This is a genomic window from Lysinibacillus sp. 1 U-2021 (genome assembly GCF_029916965.1).
GTDB classification, from domain to species: domain Bacteria; phylum Bacillota; class Bacilli; order Bacillales_A; family Planococcaceae; genus Lysinibacillus; species Lysinibacillus capsici.
Genome location: NZ_CP123966.1, coordinates 2,651,081 through 2,673,597, shown reverse-complemented (window position 1 = coordinate 2,673,597; position 22,517 = coordinate 2,651,081). Strand labels below are relative to the sequence as shown.

General features: G+C 39.0%; 18 protein-coding genes and 1 other RNA gene. 3 read left to right on the top strand and 16 right to left on the bottom strand.

Annotated elements, in window-relative coordinates:
* Position 1: 1 nt before the first annotated feature.
* The 7 genes from QH639_RS13780 to QH639_RS13750 form a co-directional block, all read right to left on the bottom strand.
* A complete protein-coding gene (locus QH639_RS13780; RefSeq protein ID WP_237900169.1) occupies positions 2–1,747 on the bottom strand; it encodes a GGDEF domain-containing phosphodiesterase in 1,746 nt (581 codons plus the stop codon).
* Between the two features lie 486 nt (positions 1,748–2,233).
* An RNA gene (gene rnpB / locus QH639_RS13775) (RNase P RNA component class B) lies at positions 2,234–2,614 on the bottom strand.
* Between the two features lie 60 nt (positions 2,615–2,674).
* Positions 2,675–2,971 (bottom strand): cell division regulator GpsB, encoded by a 297-nt coding sequence (gpsB, locus tag QH639_RS13770; RefSeq protein WP_004269307.1) that lies wholly within the window; start codon positions 2,969–2,971, stop codon positions 2,675–2,677.
* Between the two features lie 121 nt (positions 2,972–3,092).
* Positions 3,093–4,340 carry a ribonuclease H-like domain-containing protein gene (locus QH639_RS13765; protein ID WP_281114678.1) on the bottom strand — a complete coding sequence of 416 codons (1,248 nt, stop codon included), beginning with the start codon at positions 4,338–4,340 and terminating at the stop codon, positions 3,093–3,095.
* 159 nt (positions 4,341–4,499) lie between these two features.
* A complete protein-coding gene (locus tag QH639_RS13760) occupies positions 4,500–6,767 on the bottom strand; it encodes a DEAD/DEAH box helicase (RefSeq protein ID WP_281114677.1) in 2,268 nt (755 codons plus the stop codon).
* On the bottom strand, positions 6,742–7,125 hold the full coding sequence (locus QH639_RS13755) for a YppE family protein (protein ID WP_237900165.1): 384 nt from the start codon (positions 7,123–7,125) through the stop codon (positions 6,742–6,744). Before QH639_RS13755 ends, QH639_RS13760 begins: the two co-directional genes overlap by 26 nt.
* A 207-nt stretch (positions 7,126–7,332) precedes the next feature.
* Complete coding sequence (locus QH639_RS13750; RefSeq protein ID WP_004225568.1) at positions 7,333–7,530, bottom strand: hypothetical protein; 198 nt, start codon at positions 7,528–7,530, stop codon at positions 7,333–7,335.
* Positions 7,531–7,909: 379 nt separating this feature from the next.
* On the opposite strand from QH639_RS13750, the gene recU reads away from it, so the two are divergent.
* Positions 7,910–8,554, top strand: coding sequence for a Holliday junction resolvase RecU (gene recU / locus QH639_RS13745; protein WP_004225567.1), 645 nt, complete (start codon positions 7,910–7,912; stop codon positions 8,552–8,554).
* Between the two features lie 2 nt (positions 8,555–8,556).
* Positions 8,557–11,220 carry a penicillin-binding protein 1A gene (locus QH639_RS13740; protein ID WP_281114676.1) on the top strand — a complete coding sequence of 888 codons (2,664 nt, stop codon included), beginning with the start codon at positions 8,557–8,559 and terminating at the stop codon, positions 11,218–11,220.
* 183 nt (positions 11,221–11,403) lie between these two features.
* Here QH639_RS13740 and QH639_RS13735 read toward each other — a convergent pair whose 3' ends face one another.
* The 7 genes from QH639_RS13735 to QH639_RS13705 all read right to left on the bottom strand — a co-directional run bounded on the left by QH639_RS13735 (position 11,404) and on the right by QH639_RS13705 (position 17,955).
* A complete protein-coding gene (locus QH639_RS13735) occupies positions 11,404–11,718 on the bottom strand; it encodes a YpoC family protein (RefSeq protein ID WP_112117716.1) in 315 nt (104 codons plus the stop codon).
* Positions 11,715–12,377, bottom strand: coding sequence for an endonuclease III (nth, locus tag QH639_RS13730; protein WP_237900160.1), 663 nt, complete (start codon positions 12,375–12,377; stop codon positions 11,715–11,717). Before nth ends, QH639_RS13735 begins: the two co-directional genes overlap by 4 nt.
* A gap of 12 nt (positions 12,378–12,389) precedes the next feature.
* Positions 12,390–13,118: a DnaD domain-containing protein gene (locus QH639_RS13725; RefSeq protein WP_237900158.1), complete on the bottom strand. Its 729-nt coding sequence runs from the start codon at positions 13,116–13,118 to the stop codon at positions 12,390–12,392.
* 77 nt (positions 13,119–13,195) lie between these two features.
* Positions 13,196–14,491, bottom strand: a complete 1,296-nt coding sequence (asnS, locus tag QH639_RS13720; protein ID WP_281114675.1) for an asparagine--tRNA ligase — start codon at positions 14,489–14,491, stop codon at positions 13,196–13,198.
* A 28-nt stretch (positions 14,492–14,519) separates the two neighbouring features.
* Entirely contained in the window at positions 14,520–15,713 is a 1,194-nt protein-coding gene (locus tag QH639_RS13715; protein ID WP_048389971.1) for a pyridoxal phosphate-dependent aminotransferase, read from the bottom strand.
* Positions 15,714–15,729: 16 nt separating this feature from the next.
* Positions 15,730–16,212 (bottom strand): cell wall elongation regulator TseB-like domain-containing protein, encoded by a 483-nt coding sequence (locus tag QH639_RS13710; protein ID WP_259419155.1) that lies wholly within the window; start codon positions 16,210–16,212, stop codon positions 15,730–15,732.
* Positions 16,213–16,530: 318 nt separating this feature from the next.
* Positions 16,531–17,955, bottom strand: a complete 1,425-nt coding sequence (locus QH639_RS13705) for a tetratricopeptide repeat-containing diguanylate cyclase (RefSeq protein ID WP_131519729.1) — start codon at positions 17,953–17,955, stop codon at positions 16,531–16,533.
* 316 nt (positions 17,956–18,271) lie between these two features.
* Between QH639_RS13705 and QH639_RS13700 the strand changes: the two genes are divergently transcribed.
* Positions 18,272–20,125: a multicopper oxidase family protein gene (locus QH639_RS13700; protein WP_481817302.1), complete on the top strand. Its 1,854-nt coding sequence runs from the start codon at positions 18,272–18,274 to the stop codon at positions 20,123–20,125.
* 61 nt (positions 20,126–20,186) lie between these two features.
* Here the strand turns inward: QH639_RS13700 and QH639_RS13695 are convergent, their stop codons facing one another.
* Positions 20,187–21,437 carry an MFS transporter gene (locus tag QH639_RS13695; protein WP_281114674.1) on the bottom strand — a complete coding sequence of 417 codons (1,251 nt, stop codon included), beginning with the start codon at positions 21,435–21,437 and terminating at the stop codon, positions 20,187–20,189.
* 193 nt (positions 21,438–21,630) lie between these two features.
* Positions 21,631–22,512, bottom strand: a complete 882-nt coding sequence (locus tag QH639_RS13690; RefSeq protein WP_131519727.1) for a LysR family transcriptional regulator — start codon at positions 22,510–22,512, stop codon at positions 21,631–21,633.
* Between the last annotated feature and the right edge of the window lie 5 nt (positions 22,513–22,517).

The window sequence follows — 22,517 nt, the reverse complement described above, 5'->3', positions numbered from 1 at the left end:
ATTATTTCCTTCCTTGATGCTCAATTTCCCAATACTCCATAAACTCCATCAATTCGTTTAACGGGAGTGGTTTGCTGTAATAATAGCCTTGGATAATATCACAGTTCATTTTACGTAGTATATCCACTTGTTGTGCTTGTTCTACACCTTCAGCAACAACTTTCATTTTTAAGCGATGGGACATTTGAATAATCGCATCTACTACTGCCTGTTTTTCATCGAGTGATCCAATATGCTGGATAAAGCTACGATCAATTTTTAAACAATCTAATGGGAAGCGAACTAAATAGCTTAAGGATGAATAGCCAGTCCCAAAATCATCGATTGAGATTTTAAAGCCTAATTGTTTTAAACGAACCAATTTACTAACTGTCTCATTGGCACTGTTCATCACCGTTCGCTCTGTCACTTCTATTTCAAAATTGTTAGCTGGCATATTATAGCGCTCTAATATTGTTTGTATCGACTCCAAAAAATTCTGCTGTTTAAAGTGAATGCTCGAGATATTAATGGCGACAGGTGTTTTCCAACCAAATTGTCGCATTTGAATGACTGCCTCACATGCTTTTTCGATAATGAGCTCACTTAATGGGATGATTAGACCTGTATCCTCCGCATAAGTGATAAACTCAGCAGGCGAAACAAAGCCTAGCCTCTCGCTATTCCAGCGGACTAGTGCTTCTAAACCTTGAATCTGCTCATTTTCCATAGAAATCTTTGGCTGAAAATGTAGCTCAAATTCACGGTTTTCTATTGCTCTTCTTAACTCAGAATCTAGCAATAGCACTCGTTGTGCGTCGGTTTGCAGTTCATCAAAATAGAAGGAATAGCCGTTTAATTCATTCTTTTTTGAATAAGTCATCGCTCTATCTGCACAATTGATCAGTTCTTCTGTGTTTTTACTATCAACTGGATAAACGCTAATACCAATACTTGTAGAAATAAAAACTTCCTGATCATTTATCATCATTGGCTGTTCAATACTACTAATAATTTGTTCAGCAAATTTTGCAGCCTCTTTCACATTTTTCACATTGGTTAATGTAATGACGAATTCATCTCCGCCATATCTTGCAATAATATCTTTATTTTTCAGTAATTTTTTTAGTCGATTTGCTACTTCTATTAAAATTGAATCTCCAACAGCATGGCCTAATGTATCATTAATTTGCTTAAACCGATCCAAATCTAAGAAATAGATCGCATGCTGCACTGAATGAGAAATAGCAGAAGTTGATTCCAAGAGATTATCCATTCTTTCGATATAGGCAAAACGATTGGATACATCTGTTAATGAATCCGTGAGCAAACGCTTTTCTAATTCATTTTCTACTATTTTTCTTTCAGACAAATCTGTGAAAATACCACAGTAATTTGTAACCTCACCCTCATCGTTGGTTACACAAACAATTGTTAACCATTCAGGATATACGTCTCCAGTTTTACGACGGTTCCATATCTCACCTTGCCAAATGCCTTCTTGTCGTATCTGCTCCCACATCTCTAAATAGAACGGCAATTCATGTACACCAGATTGTAAAACGGCTGGCGTTTTTCCAACCACATCATCACATGTATAGCCTGTCACAAATTCAAAGGCAGGATTAACCATTACTATTTTTTTGTATTTATCAGTAATCATGATACCTTCAGATACATTTTCGAAGATTTTAAGTATTAAGGTAGTCGGATATTTAGATATCAGTTTCAGTTTATCCGTACTTTCCCAATTGTTTACTCCGTTCATGTTTCCGCTCCATCCTATCTCTCTATACTCCCTCTCAGAAGGGCATTTACGTCAGGCCAACCACTATGTAATTATTACGCTCGGTGTAATTGTCACTGACGCTTCTCTTTTGTGCAATGAATGCGTCCAGATTTTTCGAATTTGCTCGAAAAGCGCCTCAAGTAAATCTATGACAATCGCCGAAGGCATTCTCTTGATAAGCAGGTAACCCCATACATCTTAAACAAATAAACCACTTAAAGAGGTAGTTGCTATACCTGGCGTTTGCTTACAATACAAAATATGTGAGCAGTCAAGATCAATACATCACATTGATGCGATAACCGTTTTCAGATGTTGTGACTTAGAAGCGGTAGCGATACTTCTCAAACGTATAGCGCATACCAAGACTTGATTAACAAGGTTACTTTTTCCTCATGAATTCAAAATAAAAGCTCTCCACCGAATTGGAGAGCGCTTGTTATTTCGTAGATAAGCATCAAAAAATTCCATAAGCCATGTTTTGTTCCCGAGTACTCAAACAGCTTGCGCCTCGTACGATCAGGTGGTAATCATCTATCTACAGAGCAAACTCTGTCCCTCTATCCGTTCAATTCCTTCTAGAGAGTGCCCCTACCATAATTTGGGTTTCTCACTCGTGGGGTTTACCTCGTTCCACCTTGCAAGTTTCCAAGCAAGCTTCGTCACTGTGGCACTTTCAGGAAGTGTCAACCATATCCAGAGGACTTAGGTTTTCCTTCCGCCGTCAGCCTTAATAGCTGCCTTACCTTATTTTTTCAGTAAGCACGAACACTACGGTCATCTCAGAACCGTGCGAGCATGGACTTTCCTCTACGACGTCTAGCGCCGCAGCGATTACCAGAATTTCGTGATGATACGAAAGATTATACTAGAGTTTTATGTTAAATACAATATAATTGACTAAATTTATTCGTACAGCTTGCTACCAAATACATGTTTTTCTAAATTAGAAAGACGTTTTAAAATATCAAAATTCGTTGTACCAGCTGCCGCTGAAGCAACAGGTTGTCTCTTAGGTGTGCTTTCAATTTCTTCTTTTAACTGTCTATTTTCTTCACGTAGTTGGGCCACCACTTTTTCAAACGTTTCATAGTCTTGAATAATTTCATCAAGAAAAGAATCTACTTCTTCTACATTGTAGCCTTTAAAGTTCTTTTTAAATTCCTTTTCAAGGATCATTTTTGACGTTAATTTAATGTCCATTCACATCGCCCTTCCTCACACTACATACACGAATACATTATAGCATACTTCATCACATTATATCGTCTGAAAATACTAATTGTAAGGCTAAACTTGTCGTTTCACGCGCTTACCCACGAATTTATTTCTTATTTCCTAATCTGTGTAGTCTCTTTTCCCAAGAAATTTCCCATTTTTGTTTTTGTTCTGCTCTCCATTGCCCATTATTTCGAATGAGACGTATGCCTTCTTGCGTATAATAAAGGGCCTGCTCATAATCCTTCATTTGGTGCTCATAAAGTATGGCTAGCTGCTCAAGGGCATGTAACTTTGTTCTTGCTTCAACAAAATGAAGGGAGGCCACGAATGAGTCAATAGCTTCACTATAGCGTTTATTCTTCTTGTGCTGTAAAGCTAAATAATATTGAGCATTGCCCGCTTCTAGCGCATCAAATTTTGATGTCACCTTTTCAAAAATCCTCACACTTTGTGTGCTTTCTCTTAAATCACCATACCATTTCCCAATGTTGGTGAAAGTTTTTGCCGATTCTTCATGGTCCTGCTCGAACAATAAATACGTAGAATGACTATACAGTGTGATAAGTGATAGTAAATCCCACTCATTATGATGCAAAACCTTTATAAGAGCATCTGGAATGCCACTTTTTACTGCATCCAAATAAATAATAGGTGCGAGATGGCCTGGAATATCCCCTTTACGCGAAAAACCAAGCTTTTCTTCCTCGACAGATTTTAATTTTAAGCGCTCCATATCATTTTTCCATAAACGCTTCGAACTATGCAACAAATCGATCTGTCGCTGAGAGCGTAATTTTGGTAAGGTTTTTTGATGCAATGTCCATCGTGTTTCAAGCTGTGGCCAATCAAAGCTTTTCCCATTATAGGTAATCACAGTAGCTGACTTTTGCCAAAGCTTGGATTCAAATAAGAAGGCTGCTTCATGTGCAGGATCTGCCATAATATATTGTGTGAGGATAAAGGATTCTTCAGCTACCTCTAAAAATCCAAGCAAAAAAATATGGGTCCCAACACCCTTTAAACCTGTTGTTTCCGTGTCAAAAAATAAGACGGACTCTTCCATATCGAGCGCATAAGGATGATCAAACTCAGCATCTTGCCATTTTTTCAGGGCTTCAAAGAACGATTGTAGTTGATAATGTCCATGCTGATAGCTAAACGGATAGCTTACTTGACGCTTAAATACGATACCGTAATCATTTTCCACAACCGTTAGTCCCGCCTGTTTCCATTGCTCTGTATAGCTTGGCCTAGCAGGCTTTTGGAACGCTGATTCTTCAACTTTTTTAGCGGACATCGGTTTTTTTCCCAGCATTTTTTTCATTTGTAATATTTTATTTTCGTAAGACATGAATTTCACTCATTTTCTGCTTATTGTATAAGACATCTCTCTTGAAAGAGTAACATGATTGTTAACCTCATTCAAAATATTCTTCGTTGAAAATTGACTTACCTTGAATACAAACAAAGAGGGTGAAAGAACAAATTGACGTTCCTCACCCTCAGTTTACTATGCCATTAATTGTTGCAGTAATTTAGCTACCTTTCCTTTTGTTTGAAGCAATGATTCTTGTGCCCCAATACAGGAAGGACAGCCCGATTCGCATGCACAATTTGTAACATGCTCATATGTTTTCATGATTAGCTCTTCCCATAGTTCATATACCTTTTCACTTAAGCCGATGCCACCTGGATACTTATCATAGACAAAAAACGTTGGCCGCTCATTATGTGTGGCCTTCACCTGTGGTACAACGGCCACATCACTACTATCACATTGAATAAACAAAGGAATGAAGGCATTCATCGCGTAGGCTACCCCAGTCATAGCATCTGTTAGCTCTTCCTCTGTCCATTTATCTGGTGCTGTAAACGATAGCCACGAAGCACTTGTATGCATTTCATCAGGTGGTAAATGTATAGGTCCTGAGCCAATATTGTCATGTGTGCCAAAGCGTATTTTCTTGAAAATCGTCGCTTGTGCAACTAAGCCAACATCGCCAAAGCAGATTGTACCACCTGCGTATGAACGGTTACGATCTTCCTCTAAAACTTTCATTTCAACTGCTAGATTGGCATCTGTATAGTAATCAACATCTACTTCACGTACGTAGGCTTTCTTTTCCTCCCAGTCAAGCTTCTCTACTTGGAACTGAATGCCTTGGTGCAAGTAAATGGCTTCTTCATGCAAGAGTGTCATGGCACTATGACGATCCATTTCACCAATCACCTTTGTCTGTGCAGGAATGGTAAGATCAATAATGACTACATTTTCTTGTGACGCTGAACGTAAGCTAATATCATGCGCCGGGAAACGATCACTCATCCAATGCCATTTATCACTCGTCTTAAAAACTACCCCTTCTTCTGCTAAATACTCCAGCAATTCTTGTATGTCATATTCTCCATACGTATCGCCTGTTGAAAAAGGTAGCTCGAAGGCAGCACATTTCAAATGATCCATTAAAATCAGCATATTTTCTGGATAAATACGTGCTTCCTCTGGGGTACTGCCTAGTAAAAATAGTGGATGATTGACTACATACTGGTCCAATGCGGAAGATTGCGCAACATAAATAATCAATGCCTCATCCTGACGTCTCCCTGCACGTCCTGCTTGCTGCCAAGCACTCGCAATATTTCCTGGGTAACCTGTCATAATACATGCTTGTAATTGACCAATATCGACACCTAATTCTAATGCATTGGTGCTAACTACTGTTTGGATTGTCCCATCACGTAAGCCTTTTTCGATGACACGTCGTTCAGATGGCAGATACCCACCTCGATAGCCACGTACAGATTCATCGAGCAGCTTATTACGTGTAAGTTCCTTTAAATAGGTTACAATCATTTCTACTCGTACCCTACTTTTGGCAAAAATAATGGATTGAATGCCAGCCGTGTACAACCTCTTAGCTAAATCACTTACCTCTAATACAGCACTTCTACGCACGCCAAATGTTTTATGAATAATCGGCGGATTGTAAAAAAGAAAGGTTTTCTTACCAACTGGAGCACCCGAATCAGCAATGAGCATGTGTGATTCATTCGTTAGTAGCTCAGCAAGCTCTTTAGGATTTTTTATGGTAGCCGATGTACAAATAAACACTGGTTTACTCCCATAAAATTCACAAATTCTTTTTAATCTCCGAATAACATGCGCCACATGGGAACCAAACACACCTTTGTATGTATGCAATTCATCAATCACAATATATTGTAGATTCTCAAAAAGTGAAACCCATTTTGTATGATGCGGCAAAATCCCCGAATGAAGCATATCAGGATTCGTCATCACGATATGCCCTGCCTTACGAACCTTTTGGCGAATGCCTGGAGCCGTATCTCCATCATAGGTATAGCTTAAAATCTCCTCACCGCTTTGCTCAATGAGCTCATTCAAATCATTTTTCTGGTCCTGTGCCAGTGCCTTTGTTGGAAATAAATAAATGGCACGTGCATTTTTATCCTCCATTATTTTTTGTAGCACTGGCAGATGATAGCAATAGGATTTACCTGAAGCAGTTGGCGTAACCGCTGTAAAAGATGTACCACTCTGTGCCAAATCAAATGCCTCTCGCTGATGTGTATAAAGCTGCTCAATCCCTCTTGTCTGTAAGGCTTTCACTAAAGAAGGATGCAAATTCCTAGGAAATGGTGCATAGTTAGCTGGACGCCCCTCTAATGTTTGCCAATGCAGGACACGCTCTTTAAGTTCTTCATCATATCTCCACTCATGTAAAAGCTCACTAATCGTTCGTTTCTTCGATAACATCCTTTTCTCCCTCCTTAACTAATCGTTCAAATATTTTCAAAGTATAGGAAGTAGAATGTATGGCATCTAAAAAGCGTTTTTTACTTGTTTCTTTATAAAAAGATTGCACAACAAATTGCTCCATCGATTCAACGACTGAAGCAATTTGTTGCGTATGCATGTATTTCGGTCGATTTTTTTGAATCCATTTATTGGCTTCTTGCTGCCATTCCTTCAAAAGTTGATGGATTTCATCTGCATGTGGCTTTACCTCTTGAAAAAAATCAGGTGTTCGATCTTCCTCACGCATTTGCCAAAAACGTGAAACGCACTGATCACATTCATCTATTAATTTGGATGTTTGCTGGATAACTAACAATTTTGCACCTCATCTCTCAACAATTACACATAGCAAATATATTTCGGAGTGACGGCATATACATGGAAAGTATGTCTTGTCCAGTACGTCAGCTATGGAAATATCACTGTTTATGACAGCTATTTACCACACCTTTGTGGAAAATAATGTATCAATCTTCATGCTATTGCGTTAGTTCAATTGCTTATGAGATAAGTGTACCAAAGTCTATGATTTTTCACTACTAATAGGCGAACAAGCATTCTTTACTTGCCAGTTCTTTTCTGCTAAGCTTACTTTCTGGCTAACCGCTTTAAGTTGCATAAAAAAATGCAAACTATGAGCATTGTTTTCCAGTGACACTCTCGTGAAAAGTAATTGATTGACCAGATCTAACTGCGCAACTAATTGTTCTAACTTGTTCAAAATAACGCCTCCTTTGCTTTACTTTAGTATTCCTCGTATGTATAGAATTACCTTCATGCGTGACAAAATAAGCGTAAGTTAGCTGAAAGAAGAAGATTTTCGATAAATTTTTAATAGTGAACCTCTGACAAAAAAAATCGTCATGAATGAAAGGTCACTGTGTGAGTATATTTTCATCCCAATGACCTATTTAAATTTATCAGTTATTTTGACGATTCTAGTAATAATAAAGCTGGCGATTTTTCGACGCAAATTATTCATACTTACCATTTGTTTTCTACTATTCTAGTAACAATTTCATGAATGATGGAGGTAGAGAACAGCTATTAAAACATGGTAAACTAGGGATAGAAAAGCAGTAAGGTAAAGGGTGAGCTTAATGACAATTCGTTATCCAAACGGGAAATTGTATACCCCAAATGCTTCTGTACAGAAAACAGAAAAAAAGAGCAAAAACAAAGATTTATCTTTTAGTAATCGGGGGAAGACGCTAGAAGATGAAATTAATGAAGCAAACGACTATTATATAAAAAGGCGACTTGCTATCATTCACAAGAAACCTGTTCCTGTGCAAATCGTCAAAGTAGAGTACCCTTCACGAAGTGCTGCTGTCATTCGTGAAGCTTATTTTCGAACACCCTCTACAACCGACTACAATGGTGTTTGGAAAGGGCATTATATCGATTTTGATGCAAAGGAAACGGCTTCCAAAACAAGTTTCCCCTTAAAAAATATTCATGAGCATCAAATGACACATATGCAGCAAGTGACGGAACAAAATGGTGTGGCTTTTATTATCGTTCGTTTTTCGGCTTTTGAACGATATTTTATTGTGCCATACAAAGTTTTACAAAAGGCCTGGCAAGCAATGGAAAATGGCAATCGTAAATCGATACCCTTTTCGATCATCGAAGAAGAGGCATATGAAATTCCTACGAGCTATTATCCGCGTATCGATTATTTACCCATCATCCAACAATTGATTGATGCAAAATGCTACGGGTCTGAAAGTGAGGAGAAATAAGAATGACTGAACGTCGTCGAACACGTGGAGAGCATCAAAAAGCTCTCGCTGAAAAAAATAAAAATAAAAAAACCAAACCAGCCTCATCCGCTAAGTCATGGTTTAAACGCATTTTCTTAACAATCTTAGCCACCGGTGTAGCTGGCTTAATTGGAGGAGCTGCATTATTTGCCTTCTATGCAAGCACGGCTCCAGAGCTCGATGAAGAATTACTGAAAGATCCTGTTTCTTCAGAGTTCTACGATAAAAACGGTGAATTATTTGCAACAATCGGTGCTGAAAACCGTAAATATATAAAATATGAAGATATACCTGAAGATATGATCAATGCTATTCTGGCTACAGAAGATGTACGCTTTTTTGAGCATCATGGTATGGATTTTTATCGTCTAGGTGGTGCAATCCTAGCAAACTTCCGTGATGGCTTTGGTGCGCAAGGTGCATCGACTTTAACACAGCAAGTAGTCAAAAACTCATTTTTACAAAACGAGAAGAAATTAAAGCGTAAAGCACAGGAAGCATGGCTTGCCTTCCAATTAGAGCGTAAGTATACGAAAGAAGAAATTTTTGAAATGTACTTCAACAAAATGCTTATGTCAGGTCGTATCTATGGCTTCGGCACAGCCTCACAATACTTCTATGGTAAAGAATTAAAAGATTTAACTTTAGATGAAGAAGCACTATTAGCAGGGCTAGTGCAACGACCAAATGCATATAATCCATTAAAAAACCCTGAGCTTGCAAAAAAACGACGTAATACCGTTTTAGGATTAATGTATCAACACGGAAAAATTTCTAAAGCCGAAATGGAAGAAGCCAAAAAAGCAGAAGTTCAATCAGGTTTAGCGGATGATGCAACACGCCAATCATTTGCAGGTTCCAAATATGATGCCTTCCTGGATATTGTTATTAATGAATTAGAAAATAATGGTGACGGTTCGGCAATGGCAGAAGGAATCAAAGTCTATACGACGCTTGATCCAAATGCTCAACAAGTTGTAGAAAATGTGATGAATGATGATAGTAATTTCCCAACTGAAGATATTCAGTCAGGTGTGGCGGTCGTTGATACAAAAACAGGTGCCATTCAAGCCGTTGGTGGCGGTCGTAAATATGGTGCAGAACGTGGCTGGAATTATGCCGAGGACTTAACAAATAATCAACCAGGTTCCACAATGAAACCGTTAGTTGACTATGGGCCAGCAATTGAATATTTAAAATGGTCTACAGGTCAAACACTTGTCGACGAACCAATGAACTATACAGGTACAAAGCAAACAATCACAAACTGGGATGGCAGATATATGGGTGCCATGACTGCACGTAAAGCATTATATGCTTCACGGAACGTCCCAGCTGTCAAAGCATTACAGGAGGTTGGCACAGAAAAAGCCAAGGAATTTGTTGGACGTTTAGGAATTGAAACAGAAAACCTCTATGAGTCCGATGCAATTGGCGGTGGTGCTATTACTATCTCTCCTATTCAAATGGCAGCTTCCTATGCTGCTTTCGGTAATAACGGGGTCTATACAGATCCACATTCGATTACAAAAATTGTCTATCGAGATGGTAAAACGTCTAAAAACTATACACCTGAGTCTAAAGTGGCTATGAATGATTATACGGCTTACATGGTAACAGACATGCTACGTGATGTAGTCGGCAATAAGCCTGATGCCTCAGGAACTGCAGCCAATGTGCCTGGCTTAGATATCGCAGGTAAAACAGGTACAACTAACTATTCAGCAGAAGACTTTAATAAATATAATTTACCGAATACGAGTGTGCCAGATTCATGGTTTGCTGGTTACACAACTAACTATTCCATCGCTATATGGAGTGGCTATGAAAAACACTTTGATCCAATTACAACGTGGGAAGAACGTCGATTACCACAAAACTTATTTAAGACGATTATGCAAGAAATTTCAGCGAATGTTGAGACAGCTAGCTTCAAAAAGCCAAGTACTGTTGTAGAAGCAACGGTGGAAGTAGGCTCTAAACCTTTAAGATTGGCAAGTGACTATACACCTAGCGAACTACGTCAAACAGAGTTATTCGTTCGCGGGACTGAACCAACAGAGGTTTCTGAGGTCTATGAGGCGCCAGAGCTATCTACACCTTATAATGTTTCAGCAAACTTAGATTTAGGAGCACAGTCGATCAATATTTCTTGGGAACATGATGCCATCCTAAATCCAGAAACCGATGAACCATTACCAACTTCATTTGAAGTTTCTGCCACACGTGAAGGTGGAGAAACGGTTGTCCTTGGCACAGCAGACACGAAAGGCCTAACTGTTACTAACACACTTGAAGATGGTAACTATACAATCTCTGTCGTAGCCATTGTAGATGGCACACGCAGTGAGCCTGGGACAACTACCTTCCAGATCACAAGTACCCCTGAGGAAGATTTGGAAACGGAAGATCCAGATGAACCAGATATTGATTTACCGATTGATCCTGGTCAAGAGGATAATGATCAAGGTAATAACAATAATGGCAATGGTGACAACGGTAATAACAATAATAATAATGGTAATAACGGGCATGGAAATGGCAATGGCAATGGTGGAAACAATGGCAATAATGATGGAAATCAGCAGCCAACACCTCCTACCGAGCCTACCAACCCAAATGAAGAAGACCAAAGCTCAGAATAAAGAAAAAACCGAGAAGCAGTTCATTCACTGCTTCTCGGTTTTTTTATTGATGAAGGGCTCTGAAGAGGCTATCCGTCAGTTTTGACGGTCTATCCTTCACTCTACAAGGTCTATCCGCCACTTTTCGCGGTCTATCCTTCACTTTACATGTCCTATCCACTTTTTATACTCTATCCATCCACTCTAACTTTTACTAGCTTGAATCCGTAGTCGTGCTGTGCGCTTTTTCGTTTCTTTAAATAGCTCATCTAGTTGACGATAGCATGCATATTGACCTGGCTTAGCTTTAATAAAGGCTAATCGCTCAATCCCATTAATCGGTAGCACTTCATCGCCTGCAGCTTGCACAAGTTGTTCAAATAGCTCGATGGCATCTTCCATTAGCCCTTTTGCCAGTCCATTTCTTGCATCATGTGCTGTATGGATAGCGGCTTGTAGTGAAGTCCATTGGGCAAACCAAGCATCTACTTTTTCTTTTGCAATGGCTTCACTATTCATGCTTCCTTCACCATGCCTTTCTTTAAACGCTTTTGCCCTTCACGACAATCGTCGAGTAAAGGGCAGGTACGGCATCCAGGATTTTGGGCCTTACAATGATAACGTCCAAAGAAAATTAATTGGTGATGCGTTTTTGACCATTTGTCCATTGGCGTTTTCTTCATAATCGTTTCTTCCACTTCAAGCACCGAATCTTTCCATCGACAGAGCCCTAGGCGTTTGGATACTCGCTCCACATGGGTATCCACTGCAAGTGCTGGAATATCGAAGGCTACTGAAAGCACAACATTGGCCGTTTTTCGTCCTACACCTGGTAATGTCACCAATGCTTCACGTGTTGCAGGGATTTCGCCACCGTACTCATCTAGTAAACGTTGACATAGAGCCTGAATATTCTTCGCCTTATTGCGATAAAGGCCAATAGAGCGAATATCCTGTTGCAATTCCTCTATAGAAACAGCTAAATAATCTTCTGGTGTTTTATATTTTTGAAATAAGGTTTTCGTTACTTTATTGACTAGTACATCTGTACATTGTGCAGATAATAATGTGGCAATCGTTAGCTCAAAAGCATTATCATGGACGAGCTCACAATGTGCGTCGGGAAACATTCGATCCATTTCTTCTAGACAATGCTCCCACTGTTTTTTCGTTAACAAACTGGATGCCCCCTATTCTCTTTCTTCCAACCAATTATAAAAAGGAACTCTACCCGTTGACTGCGTTTCTTGTTGAATTGTTCGAGCTGGTGCTCTGTTAAATGTCTGTTTCTCACGGAACTGTTCACTTTGCTTTTGTGCGGCTTGTGGTGTCGTAATATTTTTCTTTTTCCATTCTAATAAAATGCGATCAATATAGCGAATACTCAATTTCCCAGCAAAGACAGCCTCCTTTAGCGCCTCTTTGATGAGTGCGGGACTATGCTTGTCCTCATCAAGCCAGCATCCAATTTTTTCAAGTTCTAAAGGAGATAAAAGACGCCCCATTTCCTCTTCAAAAAGACGGAATATCTCCCCTTCTTCTTGCTGAAGTGTCACTGCCGTTTGTTGCTGCTCTTTCATATCAATCATCTGTAAAATGCGCTCCCATAGCGGGTATACGGAATACTTTTCATATAGCTTACCACCCGCGTCGACATCTCGTGTAATTTCAAGAAAACCCTTCTGCATTAATCGCTGTAAACGGGATGTGATGTCATTATCAGACATTGTGAGACGATTTTTTAGATCATTAGGTGTTGGGAAGTCATTCTCCTCCATATGAAAGGCCAATAAGTGCATGACAATCAGTGCCTCTTCATCCTCCATGTTTAACTCCTTATAAAACTGAAAAAAAAGCTGTGGAATGGGAATCATTCTCTGCTCAGTCCATGTACGGAGTCGATGATTATTTACGTTCATTATTCTCCAGACTCCTTCTTTAAGTAAGTAGAAAAGCCGCGTAGATAGTTCACTACGCGACTTTTAAATTGATTAGCTTATGGATATAAGCGGTTTAGTAAACGTGGGAATGGAATTGTTTCACGGATATGCTCTGTGCCTGAAATCCATGCTACAGTTCGCTCTAACCCTAGACCAAAACCTGAATGTGGAACAGAGCCATGTTTGCGAAGCTCTAAATACCAAGCATAGGCATCTAATGATAGGTTATGCTCTTCCAGACGTGATTTTAATAAATCGTAGTCATGGATTCGCTCGGAACCACCGATAATTTCTCCGTAACCCTCTGGTGCAATTAAATCAGCACATAATACAACATCATCGCGATCTGGGTGTGGTTGCATATAGAACGGTTTAATGCCTACTGGGTAACAAGTAATAAATACTGGTCTGTCAAATGAATTCGCAATCGCTGTTTCATGAGGCGCACCAAAATCATCGCCCCACTCAATATCGTCGAAGCCTTGTTCGTGTAAAAGCTTAATCGCATCATCATAAGAAATTCGAGGGAATGGCGCTTTAATGTTTTCAAGTGTTGATGTATCACGGCCAAGTCGCTCTAGATCTAATTTGCAGTTTGCAAGTACAGATTGTACGATGTGCGCTACATATTGCTCTTGTACTTCTAAATTTTCTTCAAATTCTACGAATGCCATTTCAGGCTCAATCATCCAAAACTCAATTAAATGACGACGAGTCTTAGATTTTTCAGCACGGAAAGTTGGACCGAATGAGAAGACTTTTCCTAAAGCCATCGCAGCAGCTTCCATGTAAAGCTGACCAGATTGAGATAGATACGCATCTTCATCAAAATATTTTGTATGGAACAGCTCTGAAGTACCTTCAGGCGCAGAACCTGTTAAAATTGGTGGGTCCATTTTTGTAAAACCGTTGTTGTTGAAAAATTCGTATGTAGCGCGAATAATTTCATTACGAATTTTCATAATGGCATGTTGTTTACGAGAGCGCAGCCATAAATGACGGTTATCCATTAAAAATTCTGGACCATGTTCTTTTGGTGTGATTGGGAAATCTGTTGCTGCATGTAGTACCTCGATACCAGTTATAGCAAGCTCACAGCCAAAGCTTGAGCGTTCGTCAGCTTTCACCTCACCAATCACATACATAGAAGTCTCTTGCGTCATCCCTTTTGCCGTAGCAAAAATTTCTTCGCCTACTTCTTCTTTCACTACAACGCCCTGTACAAAGCCAGAGCCATCACGTAGCTGTAGGAACGCGATTTTTCCGCTTGAACGTTTATTGGCTAACCAAGCGCCAATTTTGACTGTTTCACCGATATGCTGTGGCATATCTTTAATCATAATTTTTTTCATAGAAATCCTCCAAAGTTGACTAGAAGGATTAGTCTTGCCATTTTGATTTTACGAATGTATCAATACGACGGACTGCCTCTTCTAATAAGTCTAAAGATGTAGCATAAGATAATCGCATAGTAGTTGGTGTACCGAAGCCAGAGCCTGGAATCACTGCTACGTTTGCTTCTGTTAAAATATCCGCAGCAAATGCATCTACTGAATCATAGCCAGTGTGAGCCATAGCTTCTGCTACGTCTGGTAATAGGTAGAATGCACCCTGTGGCTTTAATACATGGAAGCCAGGAATAGCACTTAACTGTGGGTAAATTTTTTCAAGACGAGATTCAAATGCCTGACGCATTTCCTCTACCGCATCCTGAGAGCCATTATACGCCTCCACAGTTGCATATTGTGCTGTTGTTGTCGCATTAGATGTTGAGTGTGATGCAAGGTCAGTCATTGCTTTAATAATGTCTGTGTCACCTGCAGCATATCCAATACGCCAGCCTGTCATAGAGTGAGATTTTGCCACACCATTAACAACGATTGTACGTGCTTTCACTGCATCAGAAAGTTGTGCAATTGAAAAATGCTCAATACCATTGTATACAAGCTTCTCATAAATTTCATCTGACACGATTAAAATATCTTTTTCTTCTGCAACAGCAGCAAGTTCTGCAAGCTCTTCACGAGAATAAATCATGCCTGATGGGTTGCTAGGAGAATTAATAATCACTGCTTTTGTCTTGTCTGTCACAGCTGCTCTCAGTTGATCCGCTGTAATTTTATAGCTTTGTTCACGTGTACCTTCAACATAAACTGGTACGCCGCCAGCTAATTTCACTTGTTCTGGATAAGACACCCAATAAGGGATTGGAATAATAACCTCGTCGCCTTCATTTAAAATCACTTGGAATAGCGTGTATAAAATATGCTTTGCCCCTACACCAACAATGATTTCATTTGGCTGATAGGTAAGGTTATTATCACGTTGAAGCTTATCAATAATGGCTTTTTTCAGAACTGGAAGTCCGCCAGCGGGTGTATATTTTGTATACCCTTTTTCCATTGAGTCAATGGCAGCATTTAAAATATTTTGAGGTGTATTAAAGTCTGGTTCACCAGCTCCAAGACCAATCACATCAATACCTTGCTCTTTCAATGCTTTTGCTTTTGCAGTAATCGCTAATGTTGAAGATGGTGTTAAAGTTTTTACACGTGTTGCTAATAAATTTTTCATTCGGGATCTACTCCTCTTATAAATTCGTAATGCGCTTCCACCAGTCGCCATCCTTAAACAGAATATAGACATAGTTGAGCTGGTCGTGGTCGTTCAGATATGTAATTTCCCAAACTGCGCCAGGCTCCTCATAGCCTAATTTCATGTGGAGGACTTTTTGTACATTTCCTTCATTTTTAAAAACCGATAATGCTTGCTTTTCCGTAATACCATCTTCTAATATCACTTCCTGAATGGAATCCTTGTCTAGATTCGTCGGAACAAAGACAGCTTTTTTATCACCGTATTCGTCTACCCCGAACACAGTAACATACGAATGTTTGCCATTATATGTGTAGGACTCCGATACAATTGCGAGAGCTTTGGCATCGAGTGCCAACTGTTCAGCCTGCTCTTCAATTGAACGGAACGGAGCCTCGGCTTTCCAGAGTACTAAAATACTAATGACAAGTGACAACGAAACAATAAAGACAGAAATGAAAATTAACCAGTTTTTCATCTATTCACCTTATGTTTCACATCGAGCTGTTTTGGCATAACACATAGCTGATGCATGTGTGTGTCTACAACTGTGTAACCATTCATTTTGCTTTCCATTTTGTCAACCTGCTTTCTTTCCTCATACCACAACATTATACAACAATTTTGTGCTGTCGTGTTTCTTAATTTCATATATTGTACGTTGCTAGAACAACGTTTTCAAATGATGACTACAGTAAATTTCATTTCACCTCATAGAAGCCTCGTTTTGGGCATAAAAAACATGGTCCTATCACAAGAAAAATTCCTATTTAACTATGTAAATAGGAACCTGTCATTATGATAATTCGTATAGCACACAGCTCGCACGGCCATTCGCCTTTGCTTGGTATAAACAGCTATCTGCTTGCTCAAATAGCTCCTTGTATTGATAGTTTTTCTGATTATTCACACAAGCACCCATACTGACTCTTAAGGGATAACTTTGCTGTTCCTGTTCGAGCTTTAGTGAGAGCAAATAGGCATGTGTGTTATGGACCAATGTTTTGATATAGTCCTTCTGAGAATGCCTAAAACAAAGGATGAATTCATCTCCGCCATAACGAATAATTTCTACATCTTCATCCTGTAAAAAATCCTTCAAGCTGTTAGCTAAAAGCTGTAAAATCATATCTCCAAATAAATGACCATGCGTGTCGTTAAATAGTTTAAAATAATCGACATCCAAAACCGTAATACATACATAGGATTGCGTTATTTCGGCTGCATTGAGCCATTCCTGTAGCTCATAGTCTAAAAAATGTCGATTTAAAACGCCTGTTAATGGATCATAATGTGCTTTTTTCTCAAGCTTTTCCTTTTGACGCTTAAATTCCAAGTTCATTACTTGTTGTAATAAATTTGCAACACTCATTTTTTCCGAGAGATCAATATATTCACGCTGTACATCAAAAATTTCATCTCGCCAATCCAATTGATACAATACATTTAACAGTAAGCGCATCACTTTTTTTGTAATTGGCTTATCTCCATAAGATCGGGCAAGATCTATGGCTTGTTTATAATAAAATACAGCTTCTTCAAGCTTTTGCTGTTTTTCAAATAAAAAACCGTAGCCAAACAATGCCGCTACTTTTTCTCGTTTATGATGATGAATAATAGTAGAGGATAACGTACTGTCCAGCAATGCCTTCCCCTCTTTAAAATCCCCTTCTAAAATATATACATCTGCTAAATTATTATTAATACGAATATCATGTAATTTTGCTAGATCAGGCATTGTTCTAGCAAGAGATTTATTATATTCCCTAGCTAATAGCCCTGCTTGAAGTGCTTCCTTTGTACAGCCCTTCTCTACCTCTAAATAGCACAGATTATTATGACAGCGAACAAGCATGACAGGATCTTGTAGCTCCTGTGCATAGGCGATAGATTTTTTCGTCATCTCCACCGTTTTTTCACGGATGCCAACTAAATCATAGATTAATGACATTACTAAATGATAATGCATTAAATCTTTTGTCGTACCATAATTTTGACAAATGGCCTCATAATCATGTATAAGATTAACCATGCTTAATGTGTCACCTAAAGAATGATGAACTAATATTTTTTGATAGTACAAATCCATGACATATGGATAGTTATTGCTCTCTAATGCGACTAAAAGACCTTGATCAGCAAGCTTTAGTGCTTTCGTTAAATACCCCTTTGTGCGCATCTCCATTATCGTTTTATTTAATTCTTCTAATGTTAATTCCACCGTTTCACCACTTCTCCATACCCCATATCATCCAGTTTACTTTGTGCTTTCTCAATTATAAGACATATGTATTCACTTCGTCCGCCTTTTTCGTATGATACCAACTATTACCTACAACGCAAAAATCTTTTGTGATGATTGTTTTAAAATCTTACATCTGTTTGCTTGAAAGTGAATCATCTTATCCCATCATAATATGTAGGTAAATTTTTTATGTCTTTACACATTTTTCTCCATTTTTGTCCTCGTTACCTGTTGTTTTTACCCATATGATGAGTTAATTAGCTTTTTTAGTATTGAAAAGGGACGTGATGTTGTGAGTATGCAAATTAACCCTTCTGATCCAGCAACGATTCCAAAATTTGTAGATGAACTTCCAAAACCAATGATTGCTAAACCAAAATACAGCAGAGGGCAACAGAAGAATGATTATTACGAATTGGTCATGATGGAGGGCCAGCATCGTTTTCATAAGCATTTTCCAAACTCATTAATTTGGGGCTACAATGGGCTTTACCCAGGGCCAACCATAGAAGCTTCTAAAGATAAAACTATCTATGTGAAATACAAAAACCAGCTGCCCTTACAGCACTTTTTACCAGTAGATTTTACGCTTCATGCTGCAAACGATTCACAAGAAGTAAGAACAGTTACGCACTTACATGGTGCCAATGTGGATTGGCAGAGTGATGGCCATCCTGAAGCATGGTACACAAGAGACTATCGGCATACTGGTCCAAAATTTAATAAGGAAATACATGAATATACGAATCATCAACCTGGCACTACCATGTGGTATCATGACCATGCCATGGCTTTAACGCGTTTAAATGTATATGCAGGATTAGCAGGCTTTTATTTACTGAGGGATGCCCTTGAGGAACGCTCTAATTTACCCTGTGGAGACTATGAATATCCGATTTTAATTCAAGATAAAACGTTTAATGAGGATGGCTCATTGTTTTATCCTGACGAACCACCCTTTCCCGTGCCTGTTCATCCCTCTATCACACCAGGCTTTGTTGGCAATACGATAGTGGTTAACGGAAAACTATGGCCTTTTTTAGATGTTGAGCCACGTAAATATAGATTTCGTTTACTAAATGGCTCTAATCGACGAGGCTATGTCATCAGTCTTTCCAATGATCAACCAATGTTTCAAATTGGTACAGATGGCGGTTTCTTATCAGCACCACAACTTATCCAATCTGTCGAGTTGCTGCCAGCTGAACGCACGGATGTCATTATCGATTTTTCAAGCTGTGCTGGACAGGAGATTACCTTACTTAATACTGATACCGATTTCAGTGATGAACACACAAACGTGATTATGCAGTTTCGAGTAACTTTACCTTTGAAATGTGAAGATACAAGTGAGATTCCAGAAAGACTTGCCGTTTCTATGGATTTACATCCACACCATGCACATATTGAAAGACAACTACCATTGACGGCGACTACAGATGAGTTTGGTCGACCTATGTTGCTGTTAAATGATCGTATGTACCATGATCCAGCAACTGAAAAACCTTCTTTAGATAGTGTGGAAATCTGGAGCTTTATTAATGCTACACCCTTTATCCATCCTATTCACCTGCACCTCATTCAATTTAAAATTCTGGAACGAAGGCCGTTTGATTTAGAAATCTATCAAAATGAAGGCATCGTACAATTTACAGGGCCGCCTGAAGAACCAAGAGACTATGAGCGAGGTTGGAAAGACACGGTGAAGGCTGACGCTGGAAAGGTAACAAAAATTATTATGCATTGGAAAGATCATGTCGGGAATTATATGTGGCATTGTCATTTCCTTGAGCATGAGGATCATGATATGATGCGACCCATTCTCGTTATGAAAGACGTCCATGCTGTTCAGCAGCCTCATGCAGCAGTAGAACATCCTGGAACACATCAAGAATCAACAGCTCCCACAAATCCTACAAATCCTACAAGTACTACCCATCATAGTGAATCTTCAGCACCACTATTCAATGAGGTAGAACACTCACAACTTGAGGAAGAAAAGGTAGTCTCACCTCAAGAAGAAGAATCCATTACTATTCATATAGGAGATAATACACAACATATGCCAACGCTACTGTTTCCATCCCTTCCTACCAATACTCCTACGAGCAGGCATAGGCCTCGTCAAAGAATCCGAAGATTTTAGCTAAGTATCGCTTTACAAAGAAAACTACCAATGAAAAGGTGGTTTTCTTTGTTCTAGCAATTTATTTGACCTCCAATTGCCATATTCTTTTCGTTACGAAAGCTAATAATAATACACATACAGAGATTATAAAGACTGGTATATAGATGTTGGCTTGAAAGAACTCAAATAGCAACCCATACCCCATCTGCCCAAGTGGTGCCATACACTGTGATACTGCCATCATAATTGCCATAACCTTCCCTAATTGTTCATTTGGTGTTTCTTTTTGCACAAGGGTCATTACGTAAATGGAGATAATCGTCATCATCATCGCAATGATAAGAGCACAACCAATAAATAAGCTATACGATGGATAATAGCCAATTTGAAAGGCGCGAGGGAGCACAGACATAGCCATGGGAATTACCAAAAAGGCTGACATCAATACCCAAATATAGAGGGTGTGAATACGCAGCTTTTTTGCAAAGTACCCCATCGTTAACGCGCCTAAAATCGTCGCAAAATCAATAATCCCCATTCCTATTCCATACAATGTATCACTACTTTTCATCGTGACACGAAGAATAATAGGCACACCAACGATAAAAAGTGGAGTCAATAGTAAATTCAATAAAGCAGCAAGTAGCGTACATTTTAAAATAAAAGTTTGCTTCACCACATAAGTAAAACCTTCTTTCATGTCTTTGATTAAGGTCGGCATCAAATGACCATCATAGCTACGTTTTACAAATGGGATTGTCATAAACATTTCTATAATAGCCGTAAAGAAAAATAATAAGCCACTTACTATGACGAGAAGTTTGAGGCCGAGCATTCCATATAGTATCCCCCCTAGCACAGGTGCTGTCACCCCCGCTAATGCCTGGACCCCATTGACGACCCCATTAGCCTGCTCAAGCTTTTGTTCGCTAACCAATAGCGGAATACTAGCCATTACAGCTGGCGTGTACATGGCACTAATGAATGAAAGAAGCACCATAACCAACCCAATCCATAGCACAGAATGATTATCTGTTAGTAATACAATAAAAAACATCAATACAATGCCACTATTGACAAAATCAAATAGGACCATTAAATTTCGCCGATTAAAACGATCTGCTATTGCGCCACCAAATGGTGTAAGTAAAACAGGTAGGCTTGAAATAGCAAAAAGTACAGCAAAAAGATCTGCCCGTCCTGTTACATCTAAAACAAAAAGTGAAAGAGCAAATCTTAATAGTGCAGAGCCTAAAATAGAAATAATCTGCCCAGCTACCATAATGATAAAATCTTTCGAAAAGCCTTTTTCTTTGACTAGCATTTTCATATAAAAAACACCCCTCACTATTCTTAGACCGACAGTCGGTCATTTAATATGGTAAAAAATTGTAGGCACAAGTTGAGGCTTTACAAGCTTCTAGGACTTGCCCTACAAATTAGACTGACTGTCGGTTTATAAATAGTATATGTGAACTCCCCAAAAAAAGGAACATATTTTTATATCTTCCTTTTTGTTAACCCTATTTACTTTTAAAGTAATGTTTAATTTGCTCAATCATAGCAGTAGTTGCCTGACTAACATAGCGATCTACACGGAAAATAATGGATAGGCTTCGGCTTGGAGCACCATTTGAAATTCGTATACTACACAAACTAGGATCATTCATTTGTTGGAGCAAAGGATAGGGTTGCACCGTTACACCAATATTGGCTCGAACGAGATTCATAATGGACGTGACAGAGCTTGTTTCAAGAATAGAATGAATGTGAAAACCATGCTTTTTTACAGCCTCTTCTACTATCTCTCTACCAAGAAAACCTCCAGGATACATCACCATAGGAAGGCCCTCTAATTCAGCAATTGGGATCACTGTTTGCTGTGCCAATGGATGCTCCTTTGAAACGGTCAGTACATATTCCTCTCTACATAAAGGAATAATGACCAATCGATCATCTGATTCTACATTCGTCCCAATACCGATATCCACTTCATTTTCGAGAACCTGCCGCATAATATCGATGGAAGCAAGTATCTTTAATTTTACCTTTGGAAATTTTTGATGGAAATCAATAACAAGCTGTGTAATCCGATAATCAAGATCAGATGGCATGATGCCAATACTTATTTGTCCCCCTTGTAGCCCCTGTAAATCTTTAATCGAATCTTTGACATTTTGTAATGTATTAAATACCTCTGTTGTATAGCTAAACAAAAGAGAGCCTGCCTCAGTCACAACAATTTTTTTGCCAATACGATCGAACAATGGCATTCCTAGCTCATCCTCCAGCACACGTATTTGCTGGCTTAACGTTGGCTGAGAGATGCCAAGTTTCTCAGCAGCTTTTGTAAAATGTAGCTCCTCATAGACTGCCATAAAATAATGCAGATGCCGTATTTCCACATAGA